This is a genomic window from Synechococcus sp. R50.1 (genome assembly GCF_047462115.1).
Lineage (GTDB): Bacteria > Cyanobacteriota > Cyanobacteriia > Thermostichales > Thermostichaceae > Thermostichus.
This window is the reverse complement of record NZ_JANSIN010000063.1, coordinates 1-13,201: the sequence shown is the minus strand read 5'-3', so window position 1 is coordinate 13,201 and position 13,201 is coordinate 1. Positions and strand designations below refer to the sequence as shown.

At 61.9% G+C, this 13,201-nt stretch carries 9 protein-coding genes; 7 read left to right on the top strand and 2 right to left on the bottom strand.

Annotation, left to right across the window (positions count from 1 at the left end; all coding sequences use genetic code 11):
• Nucleotides 1–245: 245 nt before the first annotated feature.
• A complete protein-coding gene (locus NW870_RS12040; protein ID WP_414375464.1) occupies nucleotides 246–605 on the bottom strand; it encodes a hypothetical protein in 360 nt (119 codons plus the stop codon).
• A gap of 180 nt (nucleotides 606–785) precedes the next feature.
• On the opposite strand from NW870_RS12040, the gene trpB reads away from it, so the two are divergent.
• The 7 genes from trpB to lysS all read left to right on the top strand — a co-directional run bounded on the left by trpB (nucleotide 786) and on the right by lysS (nucleotide 9,144).
• On the top strand, nucleotides 786–2,039 hold the full coding sequence (gene trpB / locus NW870_RS12035; RefSeq protein ID WP_414375466.1) for a tryptophan synthase subunit beta: 1,254 nt from the start codon (nucleotides 786–788) through the stop codon (nucleotides 2,037–2,039).
• Between the two features lie 37 nt (nucleotides 2,040–2,076).
• Nucleotides 2,077–2,835: an AMMECR1 domain-containing protein gene (locus NW870_RS12030; protein ID WP_414356636.1), complete on the top strand. Its 759-nt coding sequence runs from the start codon at nucleotides 2,077–2,079 to the stop codon at nucleotides 2,833–2,835.
• Complete coding sequence (locus NW870_RS12025) at nucleotides 2,825–3,694, top strand: pantothenate kinase (RefSeq protein ID WP_414356634.1); 870 nt, start codon at nucleotides 2,825–2,827, stop codon at nucleotides 3,692–3,694. The genes NW870_RS12030 and NW870_RS12025 overlap by 11 nt, the downstream gene beginning before the upstream one ends.
• A gap of 39 nt (nucleotides 3,695–3,733) precedes the next feature.
• Complete coding sequence (aroC, locus tag NW870_RS12020; RefSeq protein ID WP_414356631.1) at nucleotides 3,734–4,870, top strand: chorismate synthase; 1,137 nt, start codon at nucleotides 3,734–3,736, stop codon at nucleotides 4,868–4,870.
• Between the two features lie 166 nt (nucleotides 4,871–5,036).
• Nucleotides 5,037–6,431: a DNA repair protein RadA gene (radA, locus tag NW870_RS12015; protein ID WP_414356629.1), complete on the top strand. Its 1,395-nt coding sequence runs from the start codon at nucleotides 5,037–5,039 to the stop codon at nucleotides 6,429–6,431.
• Nucleotides 6,432–6,649: 218 nt separating this feature from the next.
• The gene (locus tag NW870_RS12010; protein WP_414375462.1) at nucleotides 6,650–7,558 is read left to right on the top strand and encodes a Uma2 family endonuclease; all 909 of its coding nucleotides are present in this window, start codon (nucleotides 6,650–6,652) and stop codon (nucleotides 7,556–7,558) included.
• A gap of 50 nt (nucleotides 7,559–7,608) precedes the next feature.
• Nucleotides 7,609–9,144: a lysine--tRNA ligase gene (gene lysS / locus NW870_RS12005; RefSeq protein ID WP_414375460.1), complete on the top strand. Its 1,536-nt coding sequence runs from the start codon at nucleotides 7,609–7,611 to the stop codon at nucleotides 9,142–9,144.
• A gap of 93 nt (nucleotides 9,145–9,237) precedes the next feature.
• Here the strand turns inward: lysS and NW870_RS12000 are convergent, their stop codons facing one another.
• A complete protein-coding gene (locus NW870_RS12000) occupies nucleotides 9,238–13,137 on the bottom strand; it encodes a tetratricopeptide repeat protein (RefSeq protein WP_414375458.1) in 3,900 nt (1,299 codons plus the stop codon).
• Nucleotides 13,138–13,201: the final 64 nt, after the last annotated feature.

Sequence of the window (13,201 nt, the reverse complement as noted above, 5' to 3'; positions counted from 1 at the left end):
AATGACTTTTGCCAAACCGCCTAAAGCTCAGTAAATTCAGCAAAGTTCAGGGTTTTGGGGGTTAGAGGCATGCTCTTTCCCAAAAGACAAAGGGAATAGGAATCCAAGTTTCACTGCCGTTGAGAATGGGTCGGTTGCGCCGCTTGTATCTGGGTGCCACTTGAAATAGTAGGTATAGCATCTTTTTCGAGAGTTTGAAATAAAATACCGATTTTTGGGCCACTATTTTGTTTTGTCGACCAAGTTTAAGTTTGCCGATCAACATCAGGGTTTTGGCCGGAGCGCAGCCGTTCAATTTCTTCTCTTGCCCGCTGGATAGCGCCGCAGTTGTCTACTGCTGCCCAGGTGGAGGCCAGAAACAGTCCGGGTAGGGAAACCTCTCCCTCGTCGTCGCTAAACAACACGCCAAGGAAGAAACACCAGCCCAGAAAAACCATCAAAGCTTTCCACCGCCGCGTGTAGAGGTAGGCTCCGAAGGCAAGCAGAATAGACAGAAGGATCACCATCCCCTCGGACTTTTGAGAAAGGGCATAGGTGCGCCGCACCTCTTCATCTCTGCGCTTTTGATCTTCTTGCTGGAGCAACTCTTGCAGATGCTTGTCCATAAGGCCGCCTCAAAATCGGACGGCCTTATCTTAAAAATCCTGGGAAGACCCTTGTTCAAAACAACTTTTCGGGATCCCACGGCAGAAGAAGAGAGGCGAGACTGGTCATCGCCCCTTCCTTCTGTAGAATGGGAAAGCCTCTCTCTAGTTGCAGGCTACAAGGCCCGGACGGACTCTGCCATGACCTCAGCTTCTTTTGCTTTTTCCCCTCGTGTTTTGGATCCCCTTGACCCGCAGGTGCGTCCGGATCCCCAGGGGCGGTTTGGGCCGTTTGGGGGCAGGTTTGTGCCGGAAACCTTGATGAGCGCCCTAACGGAGCTGGAGGAAGCCTTTGAGCATCACTGGCGGGATCCCGATTTTCGCGCTGAGTTTCACAGCCTGCTGCGGGATTTTGTCGGGCGGCCCAGCCCTCTCTACTTTGCCCAGCGGCTCACAGAACACTACGGTGGCCCGCAGATCTACCTGAAGCGGGAAGATCTCAACCACACCGGCGCCCACAAAATTAACAACGCCCTTGGCCAGGCCCTGCTGGCAGTGCGTATGGGCAAGCGGCGGATCATTGCCGAGACTGGCGCCGGCCAACATGGGGTGGCCACGGCAACCGTGTGTGCTCGTTTTGGGCTGGAATGCGTTATCTACATGGGGGCACTGGATATGGAGCGGCAGGCCCCCAACGTGCAGCGAATGCGCCTTTTGGGCGCTGAGGTGCGGGGGGTGGAGGCGGGCACGCGTACCCTCAAAGATGCTCTGTCGGAGGCGATCCGCGACTGGGTGACGAATGTGGAGACCACCCACTATGTGATCGGTACGGTGGCAGGGCCCCACCCTTACCCGAAGCTGGTGCGGGCCTTTCACGATGTCATCGGCCAGGAGACGCGGCAGCAATGCCAGGAGAAGTGGGGAGGGCTGCCGGATGTGCTGCTGGCCTGTGTGGGAGGCGGATCCAATGCCCTGGGCCTGTTTAACGAGTTTGTCCGGGATCCAGGGGTGCGACTGATCGGCATCGAAGCCGCCGGAGAAGGGCTGCACACGCCCCGCCACGCTGCCACCCTCAACCGCGGTCGGATTGGAGTCCTGCATGGAGCCATGAGCTACCTACTGCAGGATGAAGAAGGGCAGGTGCAGGAGGCCCACTCCATCAGCGCCGGCTTGGATTACCCCGGTGTAGGGCCCGAGCACAGCTATCTGAAAGAAATTGGACGAGCCGAGTACTACGCTGCCACCGATGATGAGGCCGTAGAGGCGTTGCTGCTGCTGTCGCGGCTGGAAGGGATCATCCCCGCGCTGGAGACGGCCCATGCGCTGGCCTACCTGAAAACTTTGGCCCCACAGCTCGGATCCCAGCAACGGGTAGTGGTCAACTGTTCTGGGCGCGGCGACAAGGATTTGAACACCGTTTTCAAGTATTTGCAGCAGAGAGGGCGTAGCTTTTAGAGTACGGTTGTTGTGACCACCAACGGGATTCTCTTGGGTGTTCACCTGCCGAGTTCACTTCACGGTTCGATTGCTGGGTCTTCTCGGCCTGCTCCTGGCTGCGGGGCTGGGCTTGTGGACGGGATCCCTGCCGCAGCCTTCTGAGACAACTGCCCCTGTTCCTCCGCCGGAGTCCATGGGTGCCTCGCACCGCTTACGGGATCGCACTGGCGGGACGGAGTCCGATTCAGAAGGGATCCCCTCCCCCACCCGGCGACCACCTCTCCCTGACACCCTGCCGGCACTGGCGCGTCAGGCCATTGCCCACTACTTCGCCACCGGCCAGGTGCTGCCACCTCCAGACGAGATCCCACCGCACTGGCAGCGCTCAGCGGGGGTTTTTGTAACAGTGAGTACAGAAGGTCGGCCCCGCGGCTGCTGGGGCAGCTTGGATCCCAGCGGTGAGGATCTGGCCAGGGCCACCATCCGGGCGGCGGTGGGGGCTGTGACCCGCGACTGGCGCTACGTGCCTCTGCGACCTGGGGAGCTGGAGTCAGCAGCCATTCAGGTGGCCATTGTGCGGCGGGTGGTGCCCATCGCGCTACTCGGACGGAGTCCTTTCGCCGCCGTGGAGCAGGTGGATCCAACCCGCACGGGCTTGTTTATCCGCTCCGGAACACGGGGGGCGGTGTTGCTGCCGGGAGAAGCTTTGACGACGGAATGGCAGCTCGCCACTGCCAAGAGGTTGGCCGGGATCCCTGTCGACCAGCCGGTGGAGCTGTTTCGCGTGGAGGCAGAGCTGCTGCATGAGTTTTGAGGAGGGGGCAGATCTCAGCGCTTCGCACCGCTGTCGTGAATGGCTGGCAGCCGTGCTGGGCAACACTCACGTGCGCTGGGGCTGGTTTGTGGGGGAGACCCTGGTGAAGGTGGAGCAGTTTCCTGCCCACCAGCCCTTGTCCTGGCCGCAGCAGACAGAGCTGTGGCTGGCTCCTGTGGGCTCTGCTCCCCTGCCGCCGGAATCCCCTTGGGTGCATCGATTGGAGCTATCGCAGGTGCCGCTGCGGGATCCCTACCCAGGGCTGGGGCTGGATCGGGCCTTGGCCTTGTGGGCTGCCGGGATCCACTACGGCTGGCCTTGTTTGGTGATCGACGCGGGTACTGCCCTGACCTTGACGGGAGCAGATTGCGACGGATCCCTGGTGGGGGGGGCGATCTTGCCCGGCCTAGGGCTGCAGGCGCAAGCGTTGGCCGACTACACTGCTCGGCTGCCCAAAATCCACTGGGATCCCTGCTCTCCCTTACCCCCCCGCTGGGCCACTGACACCGTGGCTGCCATCCGCAGCGGCATTCTCCACACTCTGCTGGCGGGGTTGCGGGAGTTTATTGCCGACTGGCGTCGCCGCTTTCCCCAAGGCCCTTTGCTGCTGACCGGCGGGGATGGGGAGTGGCTCTACTCCCACCTGCAAAGTTACCGGCAAAACCCCGTTAGCGACAGCGGGACGGAGTCCTTGAGCAGAGAGCAGAGAGGAAAGAGCGGAGAGAAGAGAGCCTCACTCCTCACTCCTCACTCCTCACTTCTCACTCCACTACATTGGGATCCTCACCTGGTGTTGCGGGGGATCGCCTGCTGCCGTCAGTGGCACCGCGCCGCCGGGCAGCCCCCTGTTGCAGAATAGTTGCAAGACAAAGTTGCAAACCCAAAAGTTCGGGATCCCATGGCCAACGGCAACTCCTTCGGCGTCCTGTTTTCGGTTACTACCTACGGCGAGTCCCACGGTGGGGCAGTGGGGGTGGTGGTAGATGGCTGTCCGCCCCGCCTGCCGTTGACCGAGGCCGACATTCAAGCGGAGCTGGATCGGCGTCGCCCTGGCCAGAGCTCCATCACCACGCCGCGCCAGGAAGCCGATCGCTGCGAGATCACTTCGGGAGTCTTCCAGGGCCTCACCCTTGGCACCCCCATCCACATCCTGGTACGCAACCAGGATGCCCGCCCCCAGGATTACAGCGAAATGGCCACCACCTTCCGCCCCTCCCATGCCGATGCCACCTATCAAGCCAAGTACGGCATCCGCAACTGGCAGGGGGGAGGACGGGCCTCAGCGCGAGAGACCATTGGCCGGGTGGCGGCAGGGGCCATTGCCAAGAAGATCCTGCGCCTAGCGGCAGGGGTGGAGATCCTGGCCTACGTGCAGCGGGTAAAAGACGTGGAAGCCCAGGTGGATCCCAGCTCGGTAACTGCAGAGCAGGTGGAGGCCAACATCGTCCGTTGCCCCGATCCAGAAGCGGCAGCAGCGATGATCCAAAAAATCGAAGAGGCGGCGCGGGAGGGGGATTCCCTAGGGGGTGTGGTGGAATGTGTGGCCCGCAACGTGCCCCGCGGACTGGGATCCCCGGTGTTCGACAAGCTGGAGGCCGATTTGGCCAAGGCGGTGATGTCCCTGCCGGCCAGCAGAGGGTTTGAGATCGGCTCTGGGTTTGCCGGCACCTACTTGACGGGTAAGCAGCACAACGACGAGTTTTACATGACCCCTGCCGGCTGGCGTACCCGCAGCAACCGCTCCGGCGGCATCCAGGGGGGCATCAGCAACGGAGAAGATATCCTCCTAAGGGTGGCCTTTAAACCCACCGCCACCATTCGCCAGGCCCAAAACACCGTCACCCTCGATGGGCAAGAGACGGTTTTGGCGGCGCGGGGACGCCACGATCCCTGTGTGCTGCCGCGGGCGGTGCCGATGGTGGAGGCGATGGTGGCCCTGGTGCTCTGCGACCACCTGCTGCGCCACCACGCCCAGTGTGGATCCCTGGCCTTGCCGGAGCTGCCCATTCCTGCTGTTCCTGTGTCCCACACCTAGCAGCAGCCGGTCGCGATACTCGGACGGAGTCCTTGGCGGATATCCTGAGTAGGAAGAGGAGAGAGCAGAGAGAAGAGAGCAAAGAGAGTGGATCCTCACTCCTCACTTCTCACTCCTTCCTTCTCACTTCTCCCTTCTCACTCCTCAAAGAGCGGGATCCCCATTCATGGCCAAGGCCAAAACCGTCTGGGAGTGCAGCCAGTGCGGCGAGCGCTATGCCAAGTTTTTGGGCCGCTGCGACCATTGCGGCGCCTGGAACACCCTGACGGAAGTGGTCGTCGCCCCAGCGGCCAAGTCCCCACGGGCCCAAGCCCTCGCTCCTAGGTCCAACCGCGCCAATGGGATCCCCCGGTCGGCCCTCCCCCTCTCCCAGGTCTCCTCAGATCGCCACCCTCGCCTCTCCTCCGGCTATGGCGAGTTTGACCGGGTGTTGGGAGGTGGCATTGTGCCGGGATCCCTGGTGTTGATTGGCGGGGATCCGGGCATTGGCAAGAGCACCCTGCTGCTGCAGAGCGCTGCCCACCTGGCCAAGAGCGGGCCCATCTTATACGTGTCGGGGGAGGAATCGGCTCAACAGATCAAGCTGCGCGCCGAACGGCTAGGGGTAGAAAGCGAGCAGCTCTACCTGTTGGCAGAAACCGATCTGGAGGCCATTGTGGCGGAGATTCAAGCTCTGCAACCGCGGGTGGCAGTGATCGACAGCATCCAAGCCATCTTCTGGGGGCAACTCACCTCGGCGCCGGGATCCGTTTCCCAGGTGCGGGAATGCACCGGCCTGTTAATGCGGCTGGCCAAAAAACTGGGGGTGGCTCTGCTGATTGTAGGCCATGTTACCAAAGACGGATCCCTGGCCGGGCCGAAGGTGCTGGAGCATTTGGTGGACACGGTCTTGTACTTTGAGGGGGATCGCTTCCAAAGCCACCGCCTATTGCGCGCCGTCAAAAACCGCTTTGGGGCAGCCCAGGAAATGGGTGTTTTTGAGATGACCGCCTCTGGCTTGGTGGAGGTGGAGAACCCCTCGCAGCTTTTTTTGAGTAGCCGGGATCAGGCCATGCCCGGAACAGCCACCATCGTTGCCTGCGAGGGCACCCGCCCCTTGGTGGTGGAAGTGCAGGCCCTAGTCAGCCCCACCAGCTACAGCTCCCCCCGCCGCACCTCCACCGGCATTGAAATCAACCGCTTTTTGCAGATCTTGGCTGTGCTGGAAAAACGGGTGGGGATCCCGCTTTCCAAATACGATGCTTACATCGCCTCTGCCGGCGGCATTCAGGTAGCCGAGCCAGCTGCCGACTTGGGGGTAGCAGTGGCCGTGGCCGCCAGCTTCCGGGATCGCCAAGTGGATCCTTTTACAGTCCTGATTGGCGAGGTGGGACTGGGGGGGCAGGTGCGCCCGGTGGCCCAGTTGGAGCAGCGCTTGAAAGAAGCCAGCAAACTGGGGTTTCGCCACGCCATCATCCCCAACAGCCCTGTGTTGTCGGATCACGGCCTGCGCCTGAGTCGGGTGCAGCGGGTGTTGGAAGCCCTGCTGGTGGCTGTGCCCGGTTCCCAGAGCGCAGAGTGAACATCCCCTTGCCTTCCACCCGTCGCCGGCTGCTGGGCTCTGCTGCGCCTATCTCCAAAGGCCAAGCTCGGCATCCGCTGCTTCGGTGGCATGTCCATCATGTTCCCGAAAACTTTTGTTACCCTCGAAAAAGGCTACGCCTGCTGGGCAAACAGCTCAGCAGCCTTAGCTGAGCCCTAGTCCGTAGTTAGCAACACCAGCAACGGATCCCGGTGAGCATGGTTTCTGCACTCTCCAGCCCAGTCCAGCCCTCGATGCCGGAGGCGGCATTTCCTCTGCCAGAGCCACCGGATATTAGTGACCTGGTCATCGAGGACGATGAGCCTGTGGACAGCATTCACTCGGAGAAGCTGCAGCGCCTGCTCACCGGTGCCCTCTACACCTCATTCCAGCCCAAGGCCAAAGACACCGGGGAACCGATCCCCTTTTTGGCCACGGCCAATGTCGGTCTGTTCTATGCCCTCAAACTGCCTCCCCTGGTGCCCGATGTGATGCTCAGCCTGGAGGTGGCTCCCCCCGCCAGCTTTGAGCGCAAGGAAGATCGCACCTACCTGGTCTGGGAGATGGGTAAGCCGCCGGATGTGGTCATTGAGATTGTCTCCAAGCGCAAAGGGGAAGAGCTGGGCCGCAAACGCAAAGACTATGCCCGCGCCGGCGTCAGCTACTACGCGGTCTACGATCGCACAGCGGGCGTAGCCTCTCCCTTGCGGCAACTAAGGGAACTGCAGGGATCCCCTCTGGCCCTTTTTCAGCGGCGGGGAGGTGAATTTGTCCCCTTCGAGTCCACCTGGCTGGAGGACAAAGGACTCCGTCCCGCTAACGCGAAAGGACTCCGTCCCGCTAACGCGAAAGGACTCCGTCCCGCTAACGCGAAAGGACTCCGTCCCGCTAACGCGATCGGTCTGGGCTTAACCCTCTGGCAGGGATCCTTCGAGGGCGTGAACACGGAATGGCTACGCTGGTGTGATCGGGAGGGGCAGGTTTTGCCCACCGGGGAAGAGAAGGCTGCTTTGGAACATCAACGGGCCGAAAGAGAACGCCAGCGGGCTGAAGCCCTTCTGGAGCTGCTGCGTTCCCACGGCAAAGGACTCCGTCCCGCTAACGCGATCGCACCGCCGGCAGCCTGAAAAATCCCGTCCCTAACGGGGCTTCCATTGTCCATTGCCTATCCACCGCCATGTCTACCCTCCCCAGCAGCAGCGAAGTTGCCCAGCGGGCCGCCCGATTGGAAAAAGCCCAACACCTGCGGGAACAAGGGATCCCGCCCTATGCCTATTCTTTTCCTGTTACCCATCTGGCTGCCGAGCTGCAGGAGCAATTTGCCGACCTAGAGCCCGGCGGCGAGCGGGAGGATGTGCAGGTGGCGGTGGCCGGTCGGATCCGGGCGCGGCGGGTCATGGGCAAGCTGGCTTTCTTTACCCTTCAGGATCGCTCCGGCACCATCCAGCTTTACCTGGAGAAGCAACGGCTGACGGAGCATATGGGGGAGTTGGCCTTCAAGAACTTGGACAAGCTCATCGACGTGGGCGATTGGCTGGGGGCCAAGGGCTGCCTGAAGCGTACCGAAAAAGGGGAATTGTCGGTGCGGGTGGATGAATACCAAGTGCTGACCAAGGCCCTGCTGCCCCTGCCGGACAAGTGGCATGGCCTGCGGGATGTGGAGAAACGCTACCGCCAGCGCTACGTCGATCTCATCGTAAACCCTGAGGTCAAGCAGACCTTGCTCGACCGCGCCCAGATCATCCGCTCCCTGCGGCAGACTCTGGAAGAGCGAGGTTTTGTGGAAATTGAGACGCCCGTGTTGCAGGTGCTCCCCGGCGGGGCGGAGGCGCGGCCTTTTGTTACCCACCACAACGCCCTGGATCTGGATCTCTACTTGCGCATTGCCACCGAGCTGCACCTAAAGCGATTGGTGGTGGGCGGGATCGAGCGAGTCTATGAAATTGGGCGGGTCTTTCGCAACGAAGGCATTTCCACCCGCCACAACCCGGAGTTCACCTCGCTGGAGGCATACCAAGCCTTCGCCGACTACCACACCATGATGGAGCTGACGGAAACCCTGGTCTGCAACGCCGCCCTGGCGGTGCGGGGATCCCTGCAGCTCACCTACCAAGGGGAAGCCATCGACCTCACCCCTCCCTGGCGACGGGTGACGATGCAGGAGCTGGTGGAGGAGGCCACTGGCATTTTCATCGATGTGGAAAAGGGATGCCCTGAAGAGCTCTTGCCCGCCTTGGCCGCCCAAGGGATCCCCAATCTCTCACCCCAGGACTCCCCTGGCAAGTTGCTGGTCAAAGCCTTTGAGCACTGCTGCGAGAGCCGCCTGCGCCAGCCCACCTTTGTTCTGGACTACCCCCTGGATGTGTGTCCTCTTACCAAGCCTCACCGCAGCAAACCGGGGTTGGCCGAGCGCTTCGAGCTGTTCATCGTTGGGCGGGAGACGGCCAACGCCTACTCCGAGCTCACCGATCCGGTGGATCAGCGGCAGCGGCTGGAGGCCCAGGCAGCCCTGAAGGCAGCCGGAGATGAGGAGGCCCACTTTCTGGATGAAGACTTCCTCACCGCCTTGGAATATGGCCTGCCCCCCACCGGCGGCCTGGGCGTGGGGATCGACCGCTTGGTGATGCTGCTGTGCGACGCTCCCAGCATTCGCGATGTCATTGCCTTTCCGCTGCTGCGGCCCGAGACGGGAGAAGTGGCGGAGGAGGCTTGAGCCGATCCCTCTAACTGTCCATTCAAATCCCATCGATTTCTAAGAGAGGTTGGAGGTGGCCGCGGCGACGGCGTGGAGCCTTTGGGAAGTGTCTCAACCTATTTTGAAATAACTAGCGATAACGTCTTCCAAAAGCCGACCTTCGTACCCTTGCATCTGGAGGGCAGCCTGGAAATCCTGGCAGGCTCTCTGCCAATCCCCAAGGGCAGTCCGGGCCAGGGCGCGGTTGAGGTGGGCCTTGAGGTGGCAGGGATCCCTATCGCTCGCGTCAGCAGTGCAGAGTGTTATGGCTTGGTCGTAGTCGCGGATGGCCGCCGAAAAATCCCCCTGTTGGGCGTAGGCCCAGCCGCGGTTGTTCAAAACCCAGACCCGCTCCTGGGGATCCAGCTCCAGTTGCAGCAGTCGGGTGTAGTCTTCCAAAGCTTTGTCCGTCTGTCCCGCGCGATCCCACAAGAGAGCTCGGCAGAGCAAAGCAGGGCGCTCCTGGGGGTTCAAGGCCAGGGCCTGCGTGTAGTCGGCAATGGCCAGCTCAGGGCAATTGGCCTGCCGGTGTAGATCCCCCCGTTGACGGTAGGCCAGGGCAGCATCGGCCACCCCCCAGTTCTGGTCGAGGCTCAGAGCTTGGTTGAGATCCGCCAATGCCGCCTCTTGATCCCCCAAAGCCAGATGCACCCTTGCCCGCAAAGCAAAAGCCTGAGAAGCCTGCGGTTGCTGCTGGATCAGCGCCGTGAAATCGGCCAACGCCCCAGCCAGATCCCCCCTCTCTTGGCGACACAAGCCCCGATACAACAGGGCTTCGGTGACCAGCACTTCTGGATCCCCTGGGCTGGCCAGCTCCAAGACCCGATCCCAATCGGCTATTGCCCCCTCCAGGTTGTGGCGCAGGCGGCGGATGTGGGCCCGCTTCAGGTGGGCCTCCAGATAGAGCTGCCGGGACTGTTCCCCGTCTTGGGCTTGTTCTTGGATGACTTGGTCGAAGTCGGATTCGGCCTGCTCCAAGGCTACGCCCGCTGCAGGAACGGTGCCGCGCACTGCCAACGTCAACAACAGAGAGCCGCGGGCCAAGCGGGCCATCCTGTGTTGGGGATCCTGCTGCAGCAAGCGGTTGAGATCTTGCAAGGCTGCTAAGGACTCCCTCCCGCTTTCGCCAACGGTCTGGCCCAACTGTTGCAGGGCCTGTGCGCGGTGCCACAGCGCTTCCCTGTGGTCAGGATCCTGCTGCAAAACCCGGCTGAGATCCTGAATGGCGGAATCCCAGTTGCCCACCTGTCCATGGGCCATGCCCCGTCCCAGCCAAGCCGTCCAGTCCTGAGGATCCTGCCGCAACACCTCGTCGTAGTCGGCAATGGCCTCTGGCCACCGGCCCAGCTGTCGGCACAACTCAGCTCGCTCTTGGCGCAGATCCCGCCGTTCCGGCTGCAAGCGCACCGCCTCGTTCAACTGCTCCAAGGCCGCCTGCAGATCTCCCGTCTGGATTTGGGCCCGCGCCAGATCTCGGCGGATATCCGCCTCGGCCACTGCCACCCCCAGCGCCAAAGCCTGGTGGTAATCCTGGATGGCCCCCAGCCCATCTCCCAGAGCAGCCCGCACTTGGCCGCGATGGAAATAAGCCAAGCCCGACTGAGGATCCCCTTGCAGGACTTGGTCGAAATCGGCCAGCGCCCCCTGCCAATCCCCCAGCCGTTGCCGTGCCATGCCACGGCATAGATGGGCATTCAACAGCAGCTCCGGCCCGCGTGGGATCCCAGGCCTCGCCGCCCACTGCAACACCTGCGAGAAGTCCTCACAGGCTGCCGGCCAATCTTCCCGCTCAGCATGGAGTTGGCCGCGGTTGAAGTAGAGCTGAGGGTTCTGCGGATCCCGCTCCAGGGCAGCCGTGTAATCCTGCAGAGCCGCCAGGGGATCCCCCAACAGCCAATGGATTCGCCCGCGGCTGCTGTAGGCACTGGCATCTTGGGGATCCAAAGCAATGGCCTGGCTCAAGTCGGACAAAGCCGCTTCGATGTTGCCCAAGTCCAGGTGGGCAATGCCCCGGTTGAGGTAGGCTTTGGCCATTTGGGGATCCAGCTCCAGGGCGCGGTTGAAGTCTGTCAGAGCGCCGCCGGGATCCCCCAGCCCCTGGCGAGCCAAGCCCCGGCAGAGATAGGCCCGCGACAGCTTAGGATCCAGGCGGAGAGCCTGTTCACAATCCGCCAGCGCCGACTCCAGGGCGTTGCTGCTCAGGTAGGCCATGGCCCGCTGCAAGTAGAGATCCGCCTGGGCTGCCGCCTCTGCCTCAGGTAGCTCAGTGGCCTCAGCAGACCGTAGGGATAGGGCCTGAGAAAAATCTTCAACAGCCCCCTGGGGATCCCCCAACGCTTGCCGGGCCAGGCCCCGGTGGTAATAGGCTTTGCCGTGGCGAGGATCCAACTGCAGCGCTTGGGTGTAGTCCTCGACGGCCCCTTGCAAATCTGACAACTGGACCCGCGCCACTCCCCGGTTGAAGTAGGCTTCCCCGTCCTGAGGGTCCCGCTTGATCACCTCGGAAAAATCGGCTGCTGCCCCCTGCGCATCTCCCAGATGGCCGCGCACCACGCCGCGGTTGAAATAGGCCCGCACATCTTCCGGGTTGAGCTCAATGGCCCGCGAATAGTCTTCGATGGCCTGCTGCTGCTGATTGAGTTGCCGGTAAGCATTGCCACGGTTGTAGTAGGCCACCGCCCATTGTGGGTTGAGGCCGAGAGCCTGGGTGTAGTCGGCAACAGCTCCCTCGTAGTCCTCCAGCCGGTAGCGGGCAATGCCGCGGTTGAAATAGGCGCGGGCGTCCCCTGCCAGTTGAATGACTTGGGTGTAATCTGCGATGGCCCCTGCCAAGTCCCCACTTTTGTAGCGGGCGCTGCCCCGCTGGCTGTAGGCGCGGCTATTTTGGGGATCCAATTGAATGGCCAACGTGCAGTCGGCAATCGCCCCCTGGAAATCCCCTTGGCGGGCTTTCTCCTGTGCGCGGGCCAACAGGCGCGTCACCAAAACCTGATCCACCGAAACATCGCCGAGCGTCGCCTCTTGGGGAAAAGGCAACAGGGGCCGCAGCGCCTCCAACACTTCAGCAGCGGACTGGAAGCGCTCTTGCCAGTGGGGGCAGATCAGGCGATCCAAAATCTCGGCCAGCTCCTCGCTGACCTGAACCAAATCCCGCCAGAGCAGTTGGCCGGTGCGGGGATCATCCCGGATCTTATGGGGAGGACGACCGGTGAGGGCTTGGATGGCCAGCACCCCTACGGAGTACAGGTCGCTGCAGGGCTGGGGCTTGCCGTTGAGCTGTTCGGGCGCCATGTAGCCAACCGAGCCAATCACGGTCGCCAACTGGGTTTGGCCGGGGGCATGGCTGACCAACCGCCCCACTTCCTTGACTGCCCCAAAGTCGATCAACACCAACTTGCCATCGGCATCGCGGCGCATCAGGTTGGCCGGCTTGATATCCCGATGGACGATCTGGTGGGCGTGTACATGGCGCAGGATCTCCAAAATATCCCACAACAGTTTCAAAACCTCGGCCTCGCTCAGCGGCTTGCCCGGGATCAGCTCCTGGCTGAGATCATGCCCGGCAACAAACTCTTGCACCAAGTAAAAATCCTGATCCTGCTCGAAGTGGGCCAAAAGGCGGGGCACCTGGTCGAAGTGGTTGAGCCGGTTGAGAACCTTGGCTTCCCGTTCAAAGAGCTTGCGAGCCGTGGCCAACGTATAGGGATCCGTGGAGAGGGGGCGAAGGCGCTTGACGACGCAGGGGCTATCGAAGGTGTCTTGATCCACCGCCTTGTAGGTTACGCCAAACCCTCCTTCCCCGAGGGGATGGAGAATGCGATAGCGTCCCCTGAGCACACTTCCCGCTCTGATCTTGTCTTCCATAGCCAAGCCAGTCGCCTGAGCGGCGCAGCCTTTTGCCACTGCAAGCTGGCTCGATTCTGCCACAGGCCGACGCCCTTGGGCGGAGCAACCCACAGCTGATACATTCACGCTGAACTCTCCTGAACATGGTTCAGGAAAGAAGCGATCGCATCCTGCCTATCTCTGAGCAGGA

Coding starts and splice junctions, on each gene's coding strand:
- lysS (WP_414375460.1), top strand. CDS start 7,609: ATGTCTACCCTCCCCAGCAGCAGCGAAGTTGCCCAGCGGGCCGCCCGA.
- aroC (WP_414356631.1), top strand. CDS start 3,734: ATGGCCAACGGCAACTCCTTCGGCGTCCTGTTTTCGGTTACTACCTAC.
- NW870_RS12025 (WP_414356634.1), top strand. CDS start 2,825: ATGAGTTTTGAGGAGGGGGCAGATCTCAGCGCTTCGCACCGCTGTCGT.
- NW870_RS12010 (WP_414375462.1), top strand. CDS start 6,650: ATGGTTTCTGCACTCTCCAGCCCAGTCCAGCCCTCGATGCCGGAGGCG.
- radA (WP_414356629.1), top strand. CDS start 5,037: ATGGCCAAGGCCAAAACCGTCTGGGAGTGCAGCCAGTGCGGCGAGCGC.
- trpB (WP_414375466.1), top strand. CDS start 786: ATGACCTCAGCTTCTTTTGCTTTTTCCCCTCGTGTTTTGGATCCCCTT.
- NW870_RS12040 (WP_414375464.1), bottom strand. CDS start 605: ATGGACAAGCATCTGCAAGAGTTGCTCCAGCAAGAAGATCAAAAGCGC.